A 23,434-nucleotide genomic window follows, 5' to 3' on the forward strand; every position below is an offset into this window, starting at 1 on the left:
ATCTGCTTTTTTATCGATGCTAATACCGCTTAACCCCGAATAGGTTAAACTTATTTCTAATTGAAACTCGCCTGATAAGCTTGTTTCGTTTTGGGAGTGCAAAGGTAAAAAATATCTTTGTACCTGCAAAAATATTAAGGAAGTTTTTTTTGAGATTTTTTCTCCTCAACTCCGCCCTTAGCTTTATCCTTTCCCGCTCCTTACCAGCTGACAACCGCTACTTAGATTGCATTAGAAAAAAAACATTGCATTAGAAAAAAACACCGGAACCAAACACTTTAAAAACCGTTCTTAGTTCCCGCTAATCTTAAGTTTCTGGTGATAGCCAGACCGGCTGCCTGGTTCGTTTTGCGGGTGCAAAGGTCAGTAGTTTTTCTGCTCTTTGCAAATAAATCAGTAGATTTTTTTTCAAACTTTCCGATTTGAAATCCTTGGTGCTGGTACCAAGGGTCTGAACCCCTGTGAACTTGTTTTTGTTCCCAAAAACCAGCCTCTCCCCCGCCTGTCTTACCCCCCCTGCTGACCGTCTGTCTGATTGGGAGTGCAAAAGTAAGTAATGCATTTCTAATACACAAGAACAAAAAAATATTCCTTACTTATTTTTTATAGCAGCCATTTCTTATAGCTGCCGCTTAGCGATGGCTGCTACAACTCCGCTAATTCGGGTGAATTCGATTTAAAAAATATAAAAGTTAAAGCTGGCAAATTATTGCCCATTTAAGCTGTTGCTTTTTCTTTCACAGGTTGGTTCAAATAAGTAGTTTCCGATATAATACGGTCTAAATCAGTAAGTATACTTCCAACATCCCTTATACTTGCTAAAGAAGAAATACTGGAAAGATAATGCAAGCAATAATCCTGTTCTTTACGGGCTTGACCGATAGTTATTTCTAAAATATTAATATTTTCTTCGGAGGTGTTTATAGCTGTTTCGCCGAAATATTTGATACAGTTTGCCGTAGCTAGCATAGCCTGCTTTAATAAGTGAATATAAGTTTGGGCCAACTGCAGGTGCGGGGCTGCGCCTAAATCAGCCAGGCTTCTCCGAATGCCGCGTATCTGAATGGTAATACTCTCTAGTTGATGAATACTTTTGGTAAGTTGGCGCAATCTTGTTCGCTTATGAGTTAACAAGGGATTATACTTCAGACTTTGTTTCGCTAAGTCCAGCGCCTTATCACATTGTTTAGCCTCTTTAATAAGGGCATCTACTTCAGAACGACCTGTTTCCCCTTTTCCTTCCCCATTATCCAACAACGAAGTTAAACTGATGAGTGTGGAAGCGGCCAGTTTACTATAGGTTAAAAGGCTTCGCTCCACCTCCGGTACAGCATTCTGCGGAATAATTAAGGCATTTATTAAAACAGCAATGCTAGAACCTATAATCGTTTCTATTATTCTTTCATACCCGTACCCTTCTCTTGTTTGTCCAAAAGCTAGTACTAGCAACGAGCTAATGGCTACCTGCGAAATAATCTGGGAATTCATCCGGAGTGCTTTGGCTATGCTCATTCCTATTAGAATAATAAAGAAGATAGAAATAGCCCCAATCTGAAACCAATGCCCCAGCAACATACTAAGCAGAACGCCCCCAATTATTCCGATAATGCGCTGTGTTGCTTTGTCAACAGAGTCTGCTACGGTAACCTGCACCGTAATAATAGCTGCCACTGCAGCAAAATACGGGTATTCTGAACGCAACAAACTGGTGGCAACAAACCAGGAAGCGGCGGCCGCAAAGGCTGTTTTCACAATCTGCAGAGTCAGCCCAATTTTATTTAGAAGTTCTATTATTCTGTTCACAGGTTGTTCTTACCAAGCCGGCCCATTTAGGTTGATATATTTATTTCGGATAACCGCGAATTTTTTATTTTATTGGGGTAAATACAAATACTAAAACCCTTTATAATGAGAATAACTAAATTCTCTCCTATATTATTTTTTATTATACTGCTGGTAAATGGTTGTAAACTCGACCCTATTGTAAAACAAGAACCTGCGAACGATGAATTAATATTTCAATCCGGGTTCGAAAACAACAGCCAAGTAATTTCCCGGAATGCAGATGCTGATATTATTGGTTCTGACAGTTCTTTACCACTTGCCAGCGATTGGGTAAAGGATTTGGACAACCATCCGGACATTGGAAATTTTAATATTCAGTACCAAGGCGGCGATTCAACTATGCGGTATGCCCGAATTATTCCGGAACCCGCCAATCCTCGCAACAAGGTTTTGCATTTCTGGCTGCACGAACCCAATGTGGAGGGTTCTAAAGGTCGTATACAAGCCAACCTGTATAATAATAAAGGAGCTAAAGAATTTTACCAATCCGTACGGGTATTTTTGCCAAATGACTTTAATACGGTCCGGACTTTTCCGAAGCAAATTCATTGGCTTACGATTGCCGAGTTTTGGAATAATATAACCTGGAGCCAGCAAGTGCCCTACGGGTTTAGAATTACCCTTGGCCTAGGCAAACCTACCGCAGAAGAGAGCAACCTGTATTTTATTCTGGATGCACAGGACTGCGAACTGTTTGCGGATGGAAAACAAAAATATACCACTATCTGGGCCGAAACGAATAAAACCATAAAGGTGCCCATTGGTAAATGGTTTATCATGGATTATTATTACAAAGAAGGAAATCACCAGAGCGGCCGTTTTTATCTGGCCATTACGCCCGAAGGTGAGAAAAGAAAAATTATTTTCGACCTGAATAAAATTACCCACAACTCCCAGGACCCAAACCCCGATGGTGTAACTGATTTTAATCCATTGAAATTATATACTTCTAAAGAGCTGATTGCTCATATGAAAAGCCAGGGAAAAACCCTGCAAATTTACTGGGATGATTTTAAGCTATGGAAAAATAAAAAGCCGGATTAAGATGGCTTGCAAATGCTTTCTGTTCTCCTCTATGAGCTTACTTTTTTGCTAAGCACTTCCGGGTTTCAACAATCAGATTTTCCCTAATTAAATCAGCCGTTTATTTTGCTGCTTTCCGGCGCTCGCGCAAAAAACTAAAAAAGAGAGAACCCAAAACCAATACCACCACGCCCATAAAAATATACCCAACATAGTCGCCGAGTTGTGGGAAGGCCTGGCCCAGGAAATAACCGGCTAATATGATAGAGGAAATATACAAACAACCGCCGACACTACTCAAAATCATAAATTTTTTAATATCCATGCCGCTGCTACCAGACAACAAAGGATTAAACGTTCGGATAATAGGTAGGAAACGGCCAAAGATCAGAGCCCTTCTGGGATGTTTATGGTAATATCTTTCAGATTTTTCGAGGTAATCCCGGCGGAAGAGCAGGCTGTCTTTCTTCTTATGCAGTCGTTTCCCCAGTTTCCGGCCAATACTATAACCGGTTAAATCACCGGCAAATGCCATCACAATTAAAAGCGGAATGAGCAAACCCACCGGCATATTCAGGGTGTTTAGCCCCGCAAAAAGTCCCGCAGAAAAAAGTAAAGTTTCTCCGCCCGGCACAATTAAGCCCACTAAAAATCCGGTTTCTATAAAAACCAGAACCGCTATTAAACCCACCCCTCCCCATTGAATCAGTTGTTCGGCATCTGGCAAAATAGCCATTAGTTCTGGTTCCAGCATATTATCTCTTAAAACGGTAATCCGTCAGTTAGTATTAACTTATTTGGTGTATTCCTACTCGGGACGCTTAACATTTGCTGTTTACCCCAAAATAACCTTTACCGTTTTGTTTTAATTAAAATAACTTACCCGAGCCCTAGCGTAGTTTTAGTAAAAAAGCAATATTTAGATTTAGTTTTGCCGCTTTAAGTCTAAAAACGTTGCGTAGTAACTGCCTCCCGTCAATCAATCCGGAACAGATAATTAAGCTAAACTATTATAAATGGTGTAGGCCGAAATTAAGATAATGATAAAGCCCACCAAGCGCATCATGGTTTTAGGCTTTACTCTTTTAGCCATTACAGCGCCAACCGGCGCTGCCAACACCCCGCCCGCAATTAAGGCCAGCACTACTTTCCAGCTATCAATTCCCACAAAAAACAAGAAAACGCCGGTACTACAAAATGCCACAAAAAACTCGGCGGTGTTTACGGTGCCAATAGTTTCCTGAGGCGTTTTACCCTGAAAAATTAAATTAGAGGTTACAATGGGTCCCCAGCCACCGCCACCTACTGCATCCAGAAAGCCACCGGAAAATCCCAACAAAAGTAAACGCCTAACCCGCTCTACGCCGGGCAACTTACGAAAACTTTTTACCAGAATCAGAATTCCCATAATCAGCAAGTAACCCGATATATAAGGCTTGATGACATTCCCATCCAAAACTTCCGAAATAAGATAAGCCCCAATAACCGCTCCCAGTATTCCCGGAATCACAATCCGGAAGAAGAGTACTTTATTAACGTTCTGCATAAACAGGTGCGATAACCCCGAAACACCCGTGGTAAAAACCTCGGCGGTATGCACGCTAGCCGTTGCAACAGCCGGAGGAAGCCCGAGAGATAATAAAAGCGTAGAACAACTCACCCCATAAGCCATGCCCAAAGTACCATCTATTAGTTGGGCCAGAAAACCGGCTACCATAATAAAGAAAAACCGCTGGTCAAAAACATAATCGGGGGGCTGTTCCGAGAAGTAGATTACCTTCAAAACCAAAAAGGCGAGGAGTGCAAACTTTAACCCAATAATAAGTATACCAATGTGTTTGAGCGAGAATCTATGCATCATTTAACAAACCGGTTAAAGGGTTTTTACAGACCAGCTTTCCCTAAAAAAATAGGGCCTTTGTTTAAAGGTAGTAATTTCCACATCAGAATACCCGCAGACGAAATCATGGAGCATCAGATTTTCTAAATTTTTAGGTTTCCTGAATCTGCTTCAGCATAGTACCAATGCCGATAGCTATTGCAGAACCTTGGTTTTGTTTTTTGCCACGGTTGCATAATAAATAGGTATGCCTAGCAAGGTAACAATTAAACCGGGCCAGGTAAATTTAGGTTTGTACATAATAAGCAGGCCGCAAAATATGAAAGCCATAACGATGTAAATAATGGGTAACACCGGGTAGCCGAAAGCTTTGTAGGGTCGGTCGGCATCCGGCTGTTTTATGCGCAAAATAAAAATACCCAGAATGGTTAGCATGTAAAAGCCCACTACCACAAACGAGATCATATCCAGTAAATCGCCGTACTTACCACTTAAACACCAACCGGCCGCTACCAGGCATTGCACCCACAACGCGAGTGCCGGTACGGCATTTTTATTTAAATTACCTACCTTGTTAAAAAACAGACGGTCTTTCGCCATGGTATAATACACCCTGGCACCGGCCAATATTAAGCCATTATTGCAGCCAAAGGTAGAAACCATAATCATGAGGGCAATAATAATGGTGCCGGCGTTGCCGAATATTATCTGGGAAGCGGCTACGGCTACGCGGTCCTTCTCGGCAGAAGCAATTTCGGACATTGGCAAAACGGCCACGTACATGACATTGGTAATCGTGTAAATTACCGTAACGATTAAAGTACCTAAAAATAAACTCAGCCCGATGTTTCGGCGCGGATTTTTAATTTCACCCGCAATAAATGTTACGTTATTCCAGGCATCGCTGCTAAAGATAGAACCCACCATGGCGGCTGCTACAGCGCCCAAAGCAGCTAGTAAGGTATAATTAGCGGTGCTGCCATCGGGTTGTAATTGCTGCATCTGCCAGGCGTTTTGCCAATTGGTTTCCCAGGTCTCGGGTTTCAGGGCCAACAAACCAAAAACAATCAGGCCGAAAAGGCTCAGCAGTTTGGTTACGGTAAAAGTAGTCTGAATAAATTTGCCACTTTGGATACCCCTGGTATTGATAAACGTGAGCAAAATAATAACTACAATAGCTAATAACTCGGCGGCGGAAATCTTCAAAAATCCTAAACTAAGGACTATTATATCTTCGCTGAACTGCGGAATGAGATAAGCGGTAAATTTGGCAAAGGCCACGCCCACCGCCGCTATGGTAGCCGTTTGAATTACTGCAAAAAAGCTCCAGCCGTATAAAAAACCAACCAAGGGGTTGTAAGCTTCTTTTAAATATACATACTGGCCACCCGCCCGCGGGAACATGGCACTCAGCTCGCCGTAACTTAATGCAGCGGTCAAGGTCATAAAGCCGGTAATCAGCCAAACCATAATAAGCCACCCAGCGCTGCCTACGTTGCGGGTAATATCGGCACTTACAATAAAAATACCGGAACCAATCATACTACCCGCTACCAACATAGTAGCATCAACCAGCCCCAGAGCCGGTTTAAAAGAAGAATTATTCATAAAGTAAGCTTAAAAGAATCTACAGCCCAAAGAATAATTTGTGTAAAGAGCTTTGGTTAAATGTAAATTAAATATTTAAAATATTCAGGGAGGTTTGCTTAATTTAAATGGCGCTGAATTAAGAACAGCACGCATTCTGTTCAAAAGAACGCTAAACCTTATGTTCTCTTCTTATTAATGAATAAGGTTCCGATCGAAAGCGAACACAGACTATGTTATTTCTCTCACGCCGGAATGGATATTTTTTAATAATTAACCGATGCCTTTGCGAACCGGGTTGTAGATTACAATAATCCTTGTGTAGAAGCTTGTATATTCAAAGAGGTTTACTGGGCTACCTGAAACAATTACATCGGTAACAGATTTTTCCCCCTAATGAGTAGCTCCTTTATCTACTTGCGCCTCCAGGGTTGCCTGCAATTGATTGGGAAGCGCTGAAAACAAATTATACCCGGTCGCTTTTTCAATTTCATCGACACTGGTGCGGTAAGAACCCCAATCTGACCGAACGGAATTGCTGTTAGGCGTATTCACCGCTATAACCCTGGTGTTGCTTTTAATTCTATTTAGATCATCTTTCCCTTCCGGCAACACCAGTAAAACTTTCCAAATCCGCTTCGGTACCGTTACCCGACCGCCATCCAGGGTTTGCTTAGAACCATTACTCCCGGTACCTCCTTTTCCGTAACTACCCATCATAACATAAACCTCATTTCCAGCCTGTACCAAATAGCGGGTGTAGTCTTCCAGATTAGCCCAAGTTTCCTGGTTATTTACCGGCGCCTGGGGAATCATATTGGTCATCAGGAAAGTAGCTGCGTTGTTTTCATCTGAAAAAGAACGATCAGCAGAAGGGCAATTATGTCCCCGGTCGAAGCCGCTACCGGTGTAACTCATGGCCGTAACTTTATACCAATCAACCGGTAAGCTGCTATCCTCGCGGAAATTATCTTGCCGGGCGGCCGTGCCCAGCCAGGCTTTACTTACGTGCCAACTTACCCAATTAGGGGTACCCCTTTCCCGGTTATAAGACAATGCATATTCTGGCTTCAGGAGCAAGTAATTATTAGCATTTTCTGGTTCAGCCGTGGCATTACTGGGGTTGCCTAGCAGCAGGTGTTCTTTTGGATTGAAGTCTTTGGCCGGGATAGCTGTTAGTTCATAATCTTTACAAGAAGAGAAACACAAAATAAAAATTATCGGGAGGAACTCTCTAAACCGTTTTATGAATACCAAAATTTGAGGTTTTGTTTTGGCCGTAAATGTAAGTTTAAATTACATAGGTAAGCCTGCAATACGGCAGTTACAGGCACCAGAATAAAGCAATAATTTTACCATGGTAGCCAGAACCATTATTTAGATCCAAAATCTAGAAAAGGTTAAAAAAGAATAGAATAAATTTAAATGTTCAATAGACCATGAAATTAAAACAAAAAACCCACTCTACAGGTTGTAAAGTGGGTTTTTATTGAATAATTGTGATCCCGTTTGGATTCGAACCAAAGACCTACTGCTTAGAAGGCAGTTGCTCTATCCAGCTGAGCTACGAGACCAGCAAAAAAAAATTACGAACCGGAATTTAGAATTGAGGAATATCTGGAGATATGTTTCGTAATTCTAATTCTAATTCGTAATTCAGTTTTTGTCGGGGTGGCAGGATTCGAACCTACGACCTCCACATCCCAAATGTGGCGCGATACCGGGCTACGCTACACCCCGAACAACGCGAAAAACAAATCCCTGGAAGCGGTTTCTGCCAATCGCGGTGCAAACATAAAAGCTTTTTTTAAGAAAAAAAACTTTATTTAAAAATATTCTGGCGGAGAGGGGGGGATTCGAACCCCCGGTACCCTTTAGAGGTACGGCAGTTTAGCAAACTGCTGGTTTAAGCCACTCACCCACCTATCCAGGCTCTTCCGGTTAAAGAGTGCGCAAATATACAATAACAATTCTTAATTACACAACTGTTCTCGCCAAATTCTGGTTAAGATTCTGCTAAAAAATTACCCGCGTTGCATTAGTTCATTCAAGTTCAGGCTATTCCGATTTGCTTTAGCTAATGCTGCACCAACTTCGTTTTTGGCAAACTCATCCACCAGATAAAACAGCATCAATCGAATGGAGGATAATTTCTATTTCATAATTCCTGATTATTAATTTAGCGTAGCGCCAGGTATACCGATCGTATATTTCTTATCGTTCCTGCTGTAACAAAACAGCTTTCAAAAGCTTTTCTATATTTGTAGATTCGCAATGGCTGCGGTCGTCCAACATGAACTGGTACCAATCTCTTTCCTGGCTCGAAATAATATTCGGCACGCTGTTTTTGCTGCTGTACGGAACGTATGTTTACCGTATTAAAAAACTGGCGCGTTATTTTAAACAGGGCGCGCACTGGCTTTGGATTAAGTTTGGCCTACGTTCGGTTTATTTTCTGCTGCTGTTAATCGCTGTTTTAGGGCCATCTTTTGGGGCCATGAAAAAAGAAATAAAAACCATTGGCAAAGACATTTTTCTACTGGTCGATTTATCGGCTTCGATGAACACCCGGGATATACCGCCCTCCCGCCTCGAAAAAATTAAATACGAACTGGCCCAAGCCATACCGGCTTTTGATGCCGACCGGATAGGATTGATAATATTTACCGCCGACGCTGTGGTACAATGCCCGCTTACCTTCGATTTGGATGCTTTGCTGCTATACAACCGCCTCTTAAATACCAACCAGGCACCCGCCTCCGGCACCAATTACGAACCAGCCCTGCAACTGGCCTTGCAGAAGTTGGAAGAAGCGCCCGATGGCAATAATATTTCGCCCAAAGCCCGGTTAATTATGTTGGTAAGCGATGGTGAGAACTTTGGCGAAGATGTGCGGGTAACGTTGCAGCGCTTACGAAACCGTCAGATAAAGGTATTTACGTTGGGAGTAGGCACCGAAGCCGGCGGCCTGGTACCCGAGGGCCAAAGTTTTAAAAGAGACCAAAATGGCGAACGGGTAACGAGCCGGCTGAATGACGAGCCATTACGGGAAATTGCCCGTCGCACGAACGGTGGTTACTTTGAGATTACAAACGAAAAAAACAACATAGCCGAATTAATACGGGCGGTTAATCTGGTGGAAGGCGAAACTCAGGAAGCCAAAACCATCGACATTACGGCTAATAAATATATGTATCCGCTGTTTTTAGCGTTAATATTAATAGTGGCTGATGTCCTGATTACCGTAAATGTGATTAGAATATGAGGTCTTTCCTCCTGGTTTTACTGCTTTTTTCTTCGGTAGGCGATGGGCTGAAAAAAGCTTCGCGCATAAATGAAGGCGTAAGGCAGGCCCAGGAATATTACCGGCAGCAGGCTTACGAACAAGCCATGCGCCAGTATAACTATCTCCGTAACTCCCTCAACGTAAAAGACGATGCCCTGCTCCTGAACCTGGCCCATGCTACTTACCTTGCCGGCGACCTGGAGCAAGCCCAAAAATATTATAACCAACTCCGGAACAACCCCGATGCCGACCTGCAAGGAGCCGCCCTGAACCAATTAGGCCTACTGGCTTTTGAAGATGGAAACCCCGAAAAAGCGTTGTATTTTTTCCGACGAGCCATTATCCGAAATCCACTGAACGAAACGGCTCGTTATAACTTTGAGCTGGTTACAAAATATCAGTCGGAAAACCCGACCGGCTTACCGCGTCGCTCCGCCGGTAAGAAAAATCCGGTTAAAAACCAGCCAAAAACTAACTCCCAAAATGGCCAAGGCATTAGCGCCTCCGATAACGGCCAAACCGATCTTATTACCGATTTAGAAAACCAGGGCCAGGAACCGCCGCAAAACAAATCGCAACCGGATGGCGCCACGGATAACCAGCAAAAAGCAAATGCCGATACCAGACCGTATAAGCAACCCGCCGGCGTTGGCGATACTCCCCAACGCAAAGGAAATCAGTCCGGCAATACCCAAGGGTTACAAGATGCGGAAAATGCCACAGCCCCAGGCGCTGTTGGCAACAACGGAAGCGCCGAAGAAATTACCGGCCAGGAGCGGCAGATGCAAACTTTACGCAAACGCTTAGGCAACTCCGATTTGTCGCCGGAAAAAGCTTTGTTGTTACTGGAAGCCATGCAAAACGCCGAACTACAGTATCTGCAGCAATTACCCAAACCAAAGCAGCAGAAGCAAAACAAAAACAAACCTGATTGGTAAACCGCTACCTACTTAAGCCGGTATTTACCGTTTAATTTATCAGTAGAAATATTTATCTTAGCCAATTCCTCAATGCACCATGCAAATAAAAGAAGTATATATCATCTCGGCCGTCCGGACCCCCATTGGGAGTTTTGGCGGAGCTTTAGCCAGTTTATCGGCTACCCAGTTAGGCGCCATTGCCATTAAAGGTGCGCTGGCTAAAGCCGGAGTAGACCCTGCTGAAGTTCAGGAGGTATTGATGGGTAATGTGCTGTCGGCTAATTTAGGACAGGCTCCCGCCAGGCAGGCGGCGCTGTATGCCGGTTTGGGTTACGAAGTAGAGTGTACTACGGTGAACAAAGTATGCGCATCGGGTACCAAAGCCATTATGTTTGGAGCGCAGGCCATTATGCTGGGCCACAAAGAAGTGGTAGTAGCCGGCGGCATGGAAAGCATGTCGAATGTCCCTTATTACTTGGATAAAGTTAGATTTGGGGCTAAACTGGGCCACGGCCAGATGATAGACGGGTTAATGAAAGATGGTTTGTGGGATGTGTACAACGATTATCACATGGGCAATGCGGCCGAAAACACGGCCCGCGAAATGGGCATTACCCGTGAAATGCAGGATACCTTTGCCATTGAATCGTACCGCCGCAGCGCCGCCGCTGCCGAGCAGGGCTATTTTAAGGACGAGATAATTCCGGTAGAAATTCCGCAACGCGGCAAAGACCCGCTGGTAGTTACCCAGGACGAAGAATACACCAAAGTTAACTTCGATAAAATAGCCAGCCTGAAACCGGTTTTTGACAAAGAAGGAACCATAACGGCGGCCAATGCCTCTACCCTGAACGATGGCGCGGCGGCTGTGGTACTCATGAGCCGCGAAAAAGCCGAAGCCTTGGGCGTTAAACCCATTGCTAAAATATTAGGCTTCGCTGATGCCGAACAGGAACCCAAATGGTTTACTACCTCCCCTGCCCTGGCCATACCCAAGGCTTTAAAAAATGCCGGTGTAAATCCTGATGAAGTAGATTATTACGAAATAAACGAAGCTTTTGCGGTAGTTTCGCTGGCGAACAACCAGAAACTGAACCTCGAAAACCGTAACGTAAATATTTTTGGCGGCGCCGTTTCGCTGGGTCATCCATTGGGTGCTTCCGGAGCCCGCATTGTAACCACTTTGTGTAATGTGTTAGATAAAAAGCAAGGTAAAATTGGGGTAGCTGGTATTTGCAACGGCGGCGGTGGAGCCTCGGCCCTGGTTATTCAAAAAATATAATTTCAAAACTGGCATGTTTTTTACAGGCAGCCTTACGTTAAGATGTAAGGCTGTTTTTATTTTTGATACCTATGTTTAAATTATTGCGCTGGGCAATTGTTCTACTGGTTATATTTTTTTGCCAGGCCACCGGCTTTGCCCAACTTAAGAAAATAGTAACCTACCACGATACCCTCAATACCAAGGTTAAAGAAATTTATTTTATGCTCCCCTCCGATACGGTACCGCACGGCAAGTACCAGCGGTTTTACCGCAGCGGTAAGCTGGAAGGCATCGGCAAATTTGTGCGGGGCAAACGCGATAGTACGTACACTGAATATTTCGAAAATGGCCAAACTAAATTAGTTATTAATTACACTGATAACAAAAAGCAGGGACCTTTTAAATCGTATTACGCCAATGGCAAACTGCTGCAGGAAGGCACTTACCAGGATGATCAGCAGACCAGCACCTTTAAAACTTACTACGAAAACGGCCAACCTAAAACCGAAGCTACTTTTGTAAACGGCGTTCCGGAAGGCGTTGTAAAGGAATATTATGCTGATGGTAAGCTTAAATCGGCTATTACCTACGCCCGGAGCCAGCAAAATGGCCCGGCACAAACCTATTTTCCTAACGGAAAACTGCACACCGAAACCAATTATAAAAACGGCGTACCCGATGGCATGTACAAAACCTTCTACGACAACGGTCAACCGGAATCGGAAGCACTGAATGAAAACGGCAAGCGAACCGGCACTTTTAAAAGTTATTACCGTTCCGGAAAAATTAAATCCGAAATAAATTATAAATCGGTATTAATTGCTAAACCCAAAGAACAGGCGCGCGCGAGTACCAGCATTGTAACCGGCCGCGAGGTTTTCCAAAGCAAAAACACCACGAGCCAAATAGATGGCGCAGCCAAAACTTATTACGAGAATGGCCAACTGATGAGCAGTGTTAATTACAAAAATGGTACTAAGGAAGGGTTAACGCAACATTTTTACGAGAATGGCAAGGTAAAGCAGGAAATCAGGTATGCAGATGGCGGTGCTACGCAAAAAATTACTTCTTATTACCCATCGGGCAACATCAAAGAAGAGCAACAGCTAAAACAAAATGTTAAAACCGGCGACTGGAAGACTTATTTTGATGGAGATAAAAAAATAAAAATAAAAGAGAATTACGAAAACGGCAACCTCGAAGGCGACCGATTGGTTTACCACGAAAATGGCCAGGTCCAGGAAAAAGCAACTTACACCAAAGGCAAAATTAACGGTTTGCTGGTGCAGTATTTCCCTTCGGGCAAAGTAAAATCCGAAACCGAATACAAAGTAGGCCTCCGCCAAGGCACCTTCAAACAATATTTTGAAGACGGCCAAACCGAGATAACCGGTATTTACAAAAACAATAAACAATCCGGAACCTGGAAATATTTCGATACATCCGGCAAAGCCGTTAAAACAGCCACTTACCGCAATGGTCAGTTAGTTACCGAAAGTGGCGCGTAAAATATATCCGGCTTAAATTCAGTCAGTAAACACAGTGCGATTTAATTTTTAACAGATCCGTTCTAAAAAATATTCGGTTCAAAAGGTAATCTTACTTATTTTCGTATCGCTAAATAAAATTACTTATGAGCCTGAATAGCCTTACTGCCGAAATACGCACTAACTGGACTCCGGAGGAGATAAAAGAAATATACGAAAAACCTTTGCTGGAACTTATTTACGAAGCCTCTAATATTCATCGTAAGTATCACACTGGCAGCGAGGTTCAGGTTTGCACCTTGCTTTCGGTAAAAACCGGCGGCTGCCCCGAAGATTGCGCTTATTGTCCGCAGGCGGCCCGCTACCACACCGACGTAAAAGTACAGGCTTTGTTGCAGGAAGAAACCGTACTGGCCGCTGCCCAAAAAGCAAAAGATGCGGGTTCCACCCGTTTTTGTATGGGAGCAGCCTGGCGAGAAGTGCGCGACAACCGCGATTTTGACCGGGTGCTGGGCATGGTATCGAAGGTAAACGATATTGGATTGGAAGTGTGCTGTACGCTGGGTATGCTGAACGAATACCAGGCCCAGCGCCTGAAAGAAGCCGGCTTATACGCCTACAACCACAACCTGGATACTTCCGGCGACCACTACGAAAAAATTATTACCACCCGTAAATACGAAGACCGCCTGAATACCATCGAACACGTGCGTAATGCTGGCATATCGGTGTGTAGCGGCGGCATTATTGGCTTAGGCGAAACCGACGAAGACCGGATAGGAATGCTGCATGTACTCTCTAATTTGCCGGAACACCCTGAATCGGTACCGGTAAATGCCTTGGTTCCGGTAGCCGGTACGCCCTTAGAAAATCAGCCTCGGGTATCAGTTTGGGAAATGATCCGGATGATTGCTACCGCCCGTATTACCATGCCGCGTACCATGGTTCGGTTATCGGCTGGCCGCACCGAGATGAGCTTACCCGAACAAGCCTTATGTTTTATGGCCGGCGCCAACTCTATTTTTTCCGGCGATAAATTATTAACCACTCCTAATCCGGGTGTAAACGAAGACCAGTTGATGTTTCAATTATTAGGTTTATCGCCCCGGAAAGCTTTTAAAGAAGCCGGCGAAGTAGTTGCCTAACCCAATGGACTTACCCGTTAAATTACAGCATAAGTTAACGCAGCGGGAACAAAACGGAATATTACGGCAGCTTAAAAAAAATGCTGCGGTTATTGATTTCTGTTCGAACGATTACCTGGGTTTAGCACGTTCCGAAAAATTACGTGCCCGGCTGGAAGCAGAATTATTAAAATATAATCACTTACCGGTGGGGGCCACCGGTTCGCGGTTATTATCGGGAAATTCAGTGCTGGCCGAAGAATTGGAGGGAAAATTAGCCCAATTTCATCAGGCCAAATCCGCATTACTTTTTAATTCGGGATTTGCCGCCAATACTGGTTTTTTTTCAGCACTGCCCCAGCGCGGCGATACCATTCTGTACGACGAAGCCAGTCATGCTTCTATTAAAGACGGTATTCGTTTAAGTTTTGCCCAATCTTTTTCGTTCCGGCATAATTCCCCGGAAGATTTACAAAAGAAGTTCCGGTACGCCACCGGCGACGTTTACGTAGCGGTGGAATCTCTTTATTCCATGGACGGAGATTTAGCGCCCTTAGCTGATTTAATACAGATTTGCCAGGAAAAAGGAGCTTACCTAGTGGTAGATGAGGCTCATTCAAACGGCTTGTATGGGCCCAACGGTTCCGGGCTTGTACAAGAATTAGGTTTATCCGATAAAGTATTTGCCCGGATTATGACTTTCGGAAAGGCGCTTGGTTGCCACGGAGCAGCGGTAGTAGGCTCTGATGCACTGCGGCAGTTTTTAGTAAATTTCAGTCGGCCATTTATTTATACTACTGCCCTGCCCTTACATGCCTTGCTGGCTATAAAAGTGGCTTACGACCTTTTACCCGGCTTAACTTCCGAGAGAAATGGAATATTTAAGCTGGCCAAATACTTAAAAGAAGCATTATCGAATTATTCGGGCATTGGGGTAAACCCCATTAACAGCCCTATACAATGGGTACAGGCACCGGATATTCCTAAACTAAAACTAATCAGCCAGCATTTGCAAGCCAACGGTATGGATGTCAGACCAGTTTTCAGTCCAACCGTACCCGCCGGGAAAGAACGGCTCCGCCTGATTGTACATGCCTTTAATACCGAAGCCGAAATAGATAAATTAGCGGCCAGCATAGGAGCCGTATTATGAAAAGAATATTTGTAACTGGTATTGGCACCGAAGTAGGTAAAACCGTAGTCTCGGCTATTTTAACCGAAGCGCTGGAAGCGGATTATTGGAAGCCGGTCCAATCCGGCGCCGAAACAGATTCCGACACTGAAACAGTTAAAGCTTTAATCCAGAACAGAAAATCTTTCTTCCATCCGGAAGCTTACCGCCTGCCTCTGCCGCTTTCGCCCCACGAGGCTGCCGAAGCGGCCGGCGTGAATATTTTGCTCGAAAATATTAAGCTCCCTTCAACCGCTAATCATTTAATAATTGAAGGCGCTGGTGGTTTGTTTGTTCCTTTAAATCAAAAAGATTTAATAGTCGATTTGCTGCCGGCTTTTGGATGCGAGGTGGTACTGGTTTCCCGGAATTATTTAGGCAGCATCAACCATACCTTATTAACTTGGGAAGCCTTGAAAATCCGGAATATTAAAGTATTAGGGCTGGTATTTAACGGTGAACCCAATGCTGCTACCGAAAATTTTATTCTGAATTATACCGGTATACCTAAATTACTATCGGTTTTACCCGAAAAAGCTTTAACCCCGGAAATTATCGTGGGGTATGCCCGTCAACTCCGGGAAAGTTTAAAAAGTTTATGATGAATTTATCCCAGCGCGATCAGGAAATTATCTGGCACCCGTATACCCAAATGCAAACCGCAGCCCCACCGCTGCCCATTACACGTGGTGAAGGTGCATTGCTTTACAATGAAAGCGGCCATACTTACATCGATGCTATCTCCTCGTGGTGGGTAAACCTGCACGGCCATTGCCACCCGCATATTACCCAAAAGATTAGCGAACAGCTTAACCGCCTCGACCACGTAATATTTGCCGGGTTTACGCACGAACCCGCCGTAAAGCTGGCCGAAAATTTATTAGAAATATTGCCCGCCAACCAGGCCAAGGTTTTTTACTCTGATAATGGTTCCACCGCTGTGGAAGTAGCCTTAAAAATGGCCATGCAGTACTGGCAAAACCAGGGGCAGAAAAAATCAAAAATTATTGCTTTCCGCGATAGTTACCACGGCGACACCTTCGGCGCGATGTCGGTGAGCAGCCGGAGTGCTTTTACCCAGCCGTTCCAGGAGTATTTATTTGAAGTATTATTTATAGATGTGCCGGTACAAGGCCGCGAAGAAGAAACCATCCGCCAGTTAAAAGAATTAGCTCAACAACCCGACATAGCCGCTTTTATATTTGAGCCCCTGGTATTAGGCACGGCCGGCATGGTCATGTACGAACCCGAAGTTCTGAACAGCTTACTACAAATCTGCAAGGGGCACAGTATCTTAAGCATTGCCGACGAAGTAATGACCGGATTTGGACGTACCGGCCATAATTTTGCCTGCGATTATTTAACGGAGCAGCCGGATATGGTTTGCTTATCCAAAGGGTTGACGGGTGGCGTTATGGCGTTGGGAGTTACAACCTGCTCGGCCGAAATATTTGAGGCTTTTTTAGGCACTGAACCGCATAAAACTTTTTTTCACGGCCATTCTTACACGGCAAACCCCATTGCCTGCACTGCCGGTATTGCCAGCTACGAATTGCTCGTGCAACCCGAAACGCAACAAAACATTCAGCGCATTGTGGCGCAACATCAGCAATTTGCCCGCCGCTTGCGCGAAAATCCTCTGGTTAAAAACATCCGGCAAACCGGCACCATCCTGGCCCTGGAGTTTAATACCGGCCAGACTTCTTATTTTAACCAAATTCGGAACAGCCTGTATAATTTTGCGCTGCAACACCAGGTTTTATTGCGGCCTTTAGGTAATATTATTTACATACTGCCGCCTTATTGTATTACCGATGAGCAACTGGCTACTGTTTACGGGGTAATAGATAAAATGAGCACGTTGCTTCAGGAAAACGCAAAAGCACAAATTTGAGCGAACAAGAATATATTGTTATTAAAGGCCACGGCTCTATCTCGCCGCTGGGCTACAATCCGGATACGGTAGCTGCTTCTTACGCCGCCGGTCAGTCAGCTTTCCAAAACCAGGAATACCAGGAAATAATTACCCCGTTAGGTGCTTTAGGCGAAGCCGCCGAAAAGCAATTGGCTAGTTTAGTTCAGGAGAAAAAAGCCTATCAAAACTTAGATCGGTCGGTGCTGATGGCGATATGGGCGGCTCGCCAGGCAGTAGCCCAAGCCGGTTGGCCCGCTGGTTCCGAAGTAGGAATAAATATTGGTTCTTCCCGCGGGGCAACGGCACTTTTTGAAAATTACCTCGCAGAGTTTTTAACCAGCGGACAGGTACCCGCGCCAACTTCGCCGGTTACAACTTTGGGTAATATTTCATCGTGGGTGGGCAACGATTTACAAGCAGATGGTCCGGTTATCAGCCATTCGGTAACTTGTAGTACCACGTTGCAGGCTATTGCCAACGGTTTTGCCTGGTTAAAATCCGGCATGGCTACGCGCTTCCTAGCCGGCGGTTCCGAAGCGCCGCTTACGCCTTTTACTATTGCCCAGATGAAAGCCATCGGCATCTACAGCCCGGATAATCAGGCTTCTTTCCCGTGCCGACCCTTAAACACCGAAAAGAAAAATACTTTTGTTCTGGGCGAAGGAGCAGCAATATTTGCCCTGGAGAAAACCAGCGCTGCTGAACTAAATAAACTTAATGAACCGCCAATAATTATCGAATCGGTTGGGTTTGCGACGGAGGCTATTCCGAGCAAAACCGGCATCTCAAAAGAAGGTTTGCACTTTCAGAAAGCGGTCCAAAATGCTTTGCAGCAATCAGCTAATGCTGCGCCCATCGATTTAATTATTTTACACGCACCCGGCACGGTAGCCGGCGATGCTGCCGAAATCCGGGCTTTACAGACTGTTTTCGACGAAGACCATTTACCGCCGCTTACTTCGAATAAATGGTTAATTGGCCATACGTTGGGGGCTTCGGCGGCTTTTAGTTTGGAATATGCCATTCATCTGTTGCAAAATACCGCTCCTCTTTCTTTTCCTTACCCAACTTTTCTCACCAGTAAACCCTTTAAACCAGTAAACCGAATATTAATTTTAGCCGCCGGTTTTGGCGGTAATGCGGCGGCGGTAATTTTATCAACCGGAAAATTGTAAAATCTTAATTATTGCGGGCTTTAAAGGTTAATTATTAGAAAATATTTAACCAATATTCCGCTTCCGCAAAATCTTCTTTTCATTTACTAAAATGGTTGCTTTTATTCAGATAAATTCAGAACAAAACGCGGATTTCTTTTCCCGATTACTTTTATAAATCATTACCTTTGTGGCACTTTACTAAAAAACCAAACTGTTTTACATGAAAGTTTTAAAATTTGGCGGCACTTCCGTAGGCTCACCTACCAACATGAAGATGGTGGCTAGTTTAATTAACACCCCGGACCCCAAAATCGTGGTGCTGTCGGCTATGTCGGGCACTACCAATAAACTCGTACAAATTTCTGAAAACCTGTACAAAGCCAAACAAACCGAGGCTTTGGGGTTGATAGAAGATTTACACCAGACTTATAAACAGGTAATTGATGGTCTGTATGCGACCGATAATTATAAACAAAAAGCGCTTGATTATATTCAGGGTCATTTTGAGTTCCTGAAAGCACAAGTTAAAAATAATTTCAGCACCCACGAAGAGCGCGGTATTCTGGCGCAGGGCGAATTACTTTCTACGGGCTTATTTCAGCTTTTGCTCGAAGAAAGCAATATTCCATCGGTTTTATTGCCAGCGCTTAATTTCATGAAAATTGATGAAAATGAAGAGCCCGATACGGCCTTTATCGCGAAACAATTACCGGCTGATTTAGCCCAATACTCGAATACCAATTTGTTTATTACCCAGGGATACATTTGCCGCAACAGCTTCGGCGAAATTGATAACCTGAAGCGCGGCGGCAGTGATTATTCGGCTTCTTTGATTGGCGCGGCCATTAATGCCTCAGAAATCCAAATCTGGACCGATATTGATGGGATGCACAACAACGATCCGCGGATTGTAAAAAAGACTTACCCTATTGCGGAGTTGTCGTTCGACGAAGCAGCCGAGCTGGCTTATTTTGGGGCTAAAATATTGCATCCTTCCAGCGTGTTACCGGCCAAGCAAAAAAATATTCCGGTACGTTTGCTGAATACCATGCAACCCGAAGCCCGCGGCACTACCATTTCGGCCCGTACTTCCGGTAGCAGCATTAAAGCCGTAGCCGCGAAAGATGGCATTACCGCTATTAAAATAAAATCTACCCGTATGCTGCTGGCGTACGGTTTCTTACGCCGTATTTTCGAAGTTTTTGAAGAATACAAAACTTCTATCGACATGATTACCACGTCGGAGGTAGCCGTTTCTTTAACCATCGATAATACACGGTTTATCAACGAAATTATTTCGGAGCTGAAAGAATTTGGCACCGTAGAAGTAGATCAGGATTTATCTATTATCTGCCTGGTGGGCGATTCTATTGAAGAAACTTCCGGCACCGTGGTAAACATATTTAAATCGCTGCAAAATATTCCGTTACGCATGATTTCGTACGGTGGCAGCCGCAACAACATTAGTATATTGGTAAATACCAGCTATAAAAATCAGGCTTTAATTGCCTTGAACGATGGGGTATTTGCAAAAACAGAACAACCCGCCCATGCTTAAAGATTTGCAGGAGAGCTGGCAACAAGAGCCCACTCCTTTTTATTTATACGATTTAGATTTGCTGCGCCAGACTTTGGAAAAAGCGCGAAACGCGGCGGCTCAGTATAACTTTCAGGTGCATTATGCCCTTAAAGCCAACAGCAACAAACCGGTGCTAAGGCTTATCCAGGAATTTGGTTTTGGAGCCGACTGCGTAAGCGGCAACGAAGTAAAACGGGCCTTAAAACGTGGCTTCGTTCCGGAGCACATTGTTTTTGCGGGCGTAGGTAAGTCTGATGCCGAAATAAACTTTGCGCTGCAGCACAATATTTTCTGCTTTAACTGCGAATCGTCGCAGGAGCTGGAAGTAATTGATGCGTTGGCTGGCAAACAAGGTAAAGTGGCTCGCGTTGCTTTGCGCATTAACCCCAACGTAGATGCCAATACCCATAAATATATTACCACCGGCTTAGAAGAAAATAAGTTTGGTATTAATATGTGGGAACTGGAAGGCGTAATGGCGCTTTTGCAGCAATGCGAAAACCTGGAATTAATAGGGATTCACTTCCACATCGGCTCTCAGATTACCGATTTAAATGTATTTAAAAACTTGTGCAGCCGGGTAAACGAAATTCAGCAATGGTTTATCAGCCGGGGCATTCAATTACCGCATCTGAATGTAGGCGGCGGTTTAGGAGTAGATTATTACCAACCGGATGAAAACCCGATTTCGGATTTTGAATCTTACTTTGCCATCTTTAACGAGCATTTAGAGGTGCAGCCGGGGCAGCAGGTGCATTTTGAGTTAGGCCGGGCCTTGGTAGCTCAGTCTGGTTCTTTAATATCCCGGGTTCTTTACGTAAAGAAAGGACTAACCACCAATTTCGCTATTCTGGATGCCGGCATGACCGAATTATTACGCCCCATGCTGTACCAGGCTTATCATAAAATTGAGAACCTGACCAGCCAGGGACCGGAAGTAAAATATAACGTGGTTGGCCCTATTTGTGAATCAACGGATTGCTTTGCCAAGGACGTATTTCTGCCCGAAACCCAGCGTAACGATTTTGTAGCCATCCGGACGGCCGGCGCCTACGGCGAAGTAATGGCCTCGGAATATAACCTCCGCGATAAAGCTAAAGCGGTTTATCTAGGCCTGGAAGTTAAAAGCGTTTAGTTTAATATTTTCATACTCTTACTTAAAAGAAAAGAGCATCCGCCTGCGGATGCTCTTTTCTTTTAAGTAAGAGTTAAAGCCGTTATAAATCAAGCGCTCTTTTCTTCAGCACTCTAAATTCATCTTCGGTAATAGAACCTCGCTCCCGCAGGCGCTCCAGTCTTTCAATGGTAGAGATAGATTCATCTACATCGGTACGAATGCCGCTGTTAGCATCAGTCCGATCCGGATAAACATCGGTATTAACATTATCGCGCGAAAAGTTGGAACGATCGTCGTAATTATCGGTCCGGTTAGATGAATAAAACCGGTTATCGTTGTAAGTATCGTTGTTGTAAAAATCGCTCGAAATGCGCCGTGGTGCCACGGTAGCAGGCTGTTCGTTTACCGTATTTGTTGTTTGGTCGGTGGTAATATTATCCCGCCGTTGCGCATCGGTATGGCCGGTCGGATGCATCGATGCTTCGCGAACGGCATATTCATAATCTTCGGTAATCGGGCCGCCCTGGTAAGTAGGGTAGTTTAAAATTGTTCTGGAATCGATGTTAGAAACAAAAACATTACTGCCTTTTTTATCGAGTGCAGCCGACCCAATTGGTACCAGCAAATAACGATCGTAGTTATCGTTATAATAACGCTTATCCGCCGTTAGAGCCAGGTAGCGCACTTTCATTTCCTGGGTATCCACAATCAGGTCTTTTACTACGCCTAGGCTCTCACCATCGGAGCCCACCACGCGCCAGCCCCGTACATCCGGATTATCTTTGGCCACTTTAAAGTCTTTCGAATTACTCAAAGGCAGCAAACGCTCATTACCTTCGGTTCTTATTTCATCATTTCTCATAGTTTTCTCGGTTTAGGTTAATTATTTTGGTGCGTTCAGGATAATATTGGTTGCACTTGCAGCATAGTAACCATGCCGGTAGCCGGTACTTCTTCAAAGTCATCGTCTTCGTGGTCGAAAGCAAATTCGTAAACTGCCCAGCCTATCAGGGCTAGTAAGATAAGCACCAATAACCACCGCCACACCGGCGTTTTCTTCCGTTCAATATTAATTTCTGCCATTGTTCTAAGTTTTAATTTTTCATAGTTAGGTTCTAAATCGGCCACTACGTGCCTTAAGGTTTATATCGTAAACCCGGTTACTGCTGGTTACTGACTAATAAAATTTGGTCACTCCTAAAAATATATATCAGAAAAACCGTAACAGCCGCCAGGAATATTATATATAACTAATACGCTGATTCTTAATTTTATGTTGACAAGGAAACAGTTCTAAGGACATAAGGATCGACCTGACATAATTTAGCGCCGAAACCAAGCAGCAGTTTATTTAGATGATATAGATAAACGAGGATGAAGCCCAAAGAAAAATTTATAGTTCAGGCAGCAGCAATTATTTATAATTTTAGGCCAGGACTTTGTAAATCATATAAAAAATCGGGTTCGCTGCTAGCTACCTGACGAAACTGGGAGAACTTATTGGCCATTTGCAACGCATTACCGGCCGAATATTTATCGGCACTTAAAATAAATATTCCTTCCCCCAACTGTTCTACTATCCGGGTTTTGGTGCGCCGGGTTAATTTCTCTAAATCTTCTGAGGTATATCCGGGTTTTAAGTTTAAGATAAACTGGTTGGTAATGCCCAATAAACTTTCATCTATCGGCGACTGAAAAAAAGGATTGGCGTAACGAATTTCTTGTTTTTTGGCTAATTGGTTTAAAACAGTTTCTACCTGCGCGCAGGTTAAGCCGGTAGTTAACAAAACAATGGTGGCATCGGCACTGCCGGTATTTAGCTCGTTTTGAATGCTTTGCAGGTACGGGTGTTTGGCTATAAAAGCAGCCTTTTGCTCCGATGTAACGCCTTCCCGGAAACCCAACACAATTTTGCTGGTGTTTACCTCGCCCAGCATAACCCGGGTTTGCTCGTAGAAATAAAAATATTCCGAACAATCTGTTGCGGGTTTCTTTCGGGCATCAGCCTCGCCGGCTTGCCCCTGTATTAATAGCGGCTCTACATAATCGAGCTGGCAGCCCAGATTAAAAATAATTAAAATGCCTAACCAATATTTTCTTAAAAATGTGTCCATCGTAA

20 protein-coding genes and 3 tRNA genes are annotated in these 23,434 nt (G+C 44.2%); 12 read left to right on the plus strand and 11 right to left on the minus strand.

Annotated elements, in window-relative coordinates:
* Window positions 1-717 precede the first annotated feature (717 nt).
* Window positions 718-1,752, minus strand: a complete 1,035-nt coding sequence (locus AAE02nite_RS15255; protein WP_170252612.1) for an FUSC family protein — start codon at window positions 1,750-1,752, stop codon at window positions 718-720.
* Between the two features lie 156 nt (window positions 1,753-1,908).
* Here AAE02nite_RS15255 and AAE02nite_RS15260 point away from each other — a divergent pair, with 156 nt between their 5' ends.
* Window positions 1,909-2,889: a hypothetical protein gene (locus tag AAE02nite_RS15260; RefSeq protein WP_146899181.1), complete on the plus strand. Its 981-nt coding sequence runs from the start codon at window positions 1,909-1,911 to the stop codon at window positions 2,887-2,889.
* A 100-nt stretch (window positions 2,890-2,989) separates the two neighbouring features.
* Here the strand turns inward: AAE02nite_RS15260 and AAE02nite_RS15265 are convergent, their stop codons facing one another.
* The 7 genes from AAE02nite_RS15265 to AAE02nite_RS15295 form a co-directional block, all read right to left on the minus strand.
* Window positions 2,990-3,622 carry a DedA family protein gene (locus tag AAE02nite_RS15265; protein WP_146899184.1) on the minus strand — a complete coding sequence of 211 codons (633 nt, stop codon included), beginning with the start codon at window positions 3,620-3,622 and terminating at the stop codon, window positions 2,990-2,992.
* A 243-nt stretch (window positions 3,623-3,865) separates the two neighbouring features.
* Window positions 3,866-4,729, minus strand: coding sequence for a sulfite exporter TauE/SafE family protein (locus AAE02nite_RS15270; protein WP_146899187.1), 864 nt, complete (start codon window positions 4,727-4,729; stop codon window positions 3,866-3,868).
* Window positions 4,730-4,903: 174 nt separating this feature from the next.
* The gene (locus AAE02nite_RS15275; RefSeq protein ID WP_146899190.1) at window positions 4,904-6,316 is read right to left on the minus strand and encodes an APC family permease; all 1,413 of its coding nucleotides are present in this window, start codon (window positions 6,314-6,316) and stop codon (window positions 4,904-4,906) included.
* 372 nt (window positions 6,317-6,688) lie between these two features.
* Entirely contained in the window at window positions 6,689-7,504 is an 816-nt protein-coding gene (locus tag AAE02nite_RS15280) for a DNA/RNA non-specific endonuclease (RefSeq protein WP_246151074.1), read from the minus strand.
* Between the two features lie 291 nt (window positions 7,505-7,795).
* A tRNA-Arg gene (locus tag AAE02nite_RS15285) sits at window positions 7,796-7,869 on the minus strand.
* A 92-nt stretch (window positions 7,870-7,961) separates the two neighbouring features.
* Window positions 7,962-8,035, minus strand: a tRNA-Pro gene (locus tag AAE02nite_RS15290).
* Window positions 8,036-8,133: 98 nt separating this feature from the next.
* Window positions 8,134-8,224 (minus strand) — tRNA-Ser (locus tag AAE02nite_RS15295).
* Between the two features lie 364 nt (window positions 8,225-8,588).
* Here AAE02nite_RS15295 and AAE02nite_RS15300 point away from each other — a divergent pair.
* From AAE02nite_RS15300 to lysA, 11 genes are all read left to right on the plus strand, one after another.
* A complete protein-coding gene (locus tag AAE02nite_RS15300; RefSeq protein ID WP_146899196.1) occupies window positions 8,589-9,560 on the plus strand; it encodes a vWA domain-containing protein in 972 nt (323 codons plus the stop codon).
* Window positions 9,557-10,519, plus strand: coding sequence for a tetratricopeptide repeat protein (locus tag AAE02nite_RS15305; RefSeq protein ID WP_146899199.1), 963 nt, complete (start codon window positions 9,557-9,559; stop codon window positions 10,517-10,519). The genes AAE02nite_RS15300 and AAE02nite_RS15305 overlap by 4 nt, the downstream gene beginning before the upstream one ends.
* Window positions 10,520-10,598: 79 nt before the next feature.
* On the plus strand, window positions 10,599-11,783 hold the full coding sequence (locus AAE02nite_RS15310; RefSeq protein WP_146899202.1) for an acetyl-CoA C-acyltransferase: 1,185 nt from the start codon (window positions 10,599-10,601) through the stop codon (window positions 11,781-11,783).
* Between the two features lie 71 nt (window positions 11,784-11,854).
* Entirely contained in the window at window positions 11,855-13,273 is a 1,419-nt protein-coding gene (locus tag AAE02nite_RS15315; protein WP_146899206.1) for a toxin-antitoxin system YwqK family antitoxin, read from the plus strand.
* Window positions 13,274-13,398: 125 nt separating this feature from the next.
* Complete coding sequence (gene bioB / locus AAE02nite_RS15320) at window positions 13,399-14,397, plus strand: biotin synthase BioB (protein ID WP_146899209.1); 999 nt, start codon at window positions 13,399-13,401, stop codon at window positions 14,395-14,397.
* A gap of 4 nt (window positions 14,398-14,401) precedes the next feature.
* Window positions 14,402-15,529 carry an aminotransferase class I/II-fold pyridoxal phosphate-dependent enzyme gene (locus tag AAE02nite_RS15325; protein WP_146899212.1) on the plus strand — a complete coding sequence of 376 codons (1,128 nt, stop codon included), beginning with the start codon at window positions 14,402-14,404 and terminating at the stop codon, window positions 15,527-15,529.
* Window positions 15,526-16,149 (plus strand): dethiobiotin synthase, encoded by a 624-nt coding sequence (gene bioD, locus AAE02nite_RS15330; protein ID WP_146899215.1) that lies wholly within the window; start codon window positions 15,526-15,528, stop codon window positions 16,147-16,149. The genes AAE02nite_RS15325 and bioD overlap by 4 nt, the downstream gene beginning before the upstream one ends.
* Entirely contained in the window at window positions 16,146-17,441 is a 1,296-nt protein-coding gene (gene bioA, locus AAE02nite_RS15335) for an adenosylmethionine--8-amino-7-oxononanoate transaminase (protein WP_146899218.1), read from the plus strand. Before bioD ends, bioA begins: the two co-directional genes overlap by 4 nt.
* Window positions 17,438-18,637: a beta-ketoacyl synthase N-terminal-like domain-containing protein gene (locus AAE02nite_RS15340; RefSeq protein ID WP_146899221.1), complete on the plus strand. Its 1,200-nt coding sequence runs from the start codon at window positions 17,438-17,440 to the stop codon at window positions 18,635-18,637. Before bioA ends, AAE02nite_RS15340 begins: the two co-directional genes overlap by 4 nt.
* 202 nt (window positions 18,638-18,839) lie before the next feature.
* Complete coding sequence (locus AAE02nite_RS15345) at window positions 18,840-20,177, plus strand: aspartate kinase (protein WP_146899225.1); 1,338 nt, start codon at window positions 18,840-18,842, stop codon at window positions 20,175-20,177.
* On the plus strand, window positions 20,137-21,333 hold the full coding sequence (gene lysA, locus AAE02nite_RS15350) for a diaminopimelate decarboxylase (RefSeq protein ID WP_246151075.1): 1,197 nt from the start codon (window positions 20,137-20,139) through the stop codon (window positions 21,331-21,333). The genes AAE02nite_RS15345 and lysA overlap by 41 nt, the downstream gene beginning before the upstream one ends.
* Window positions 21,334-21,415: 82 nt before the next feature.
* Here lysA and AAE02nite_RS15355 read toward each other — a convergent pair whose 3' ends face one another.
* From AAE02nite_RS15355 to AAE02nite_RS15365, 3 genes are all read right to left on the minus strand, one after another.
* A complete protein-coding gene (locus tag AAE02nite_RS15355; RefSeq protein WP_146899228.1) occupies window positions 21,416-22,177 on the minus strand; it encodes a PRC-barrel domain-containing protein in 762 nt (253 codons plus the stop codon).
* Window positions 22,178-22,212: 35 nt separating this feature from the next.
* Complete coding sequence (locus AAE02nite_RS15360; protein ID WP_146899231.1) at window positions 22,213-22,398, minus strand: hypothetical protein; 186 nt, start codon at window positions 22,396-22,398, stop codon at window positions 22,213-22,215.
* Between the two features lie 335 nt (window positions 22,399-22,733).
* Window positions 22,734-23,429, minus strand: coding sequence for a hypothetical protein (locus tag AAE02nite_RS15365; protein ID WP_146899234.1), 696 nt, complete (start codon window positions 23,427-23,429; stop codon window positions 22,734-22,736).
* Window positions 23,430-23,434: the final 5 nt, after the last annotated feature.

It is taken from the genome of Adhaeribacter aerolatus, assembly GCF_007991635.1.
Taxonomy (GTDB): Bacteria; Bacteroidota; Bacteroidia; order Cytophagales; family Hymenobacteraceae; genus Adhaeribacter; species Adhaeribacter aerolatus.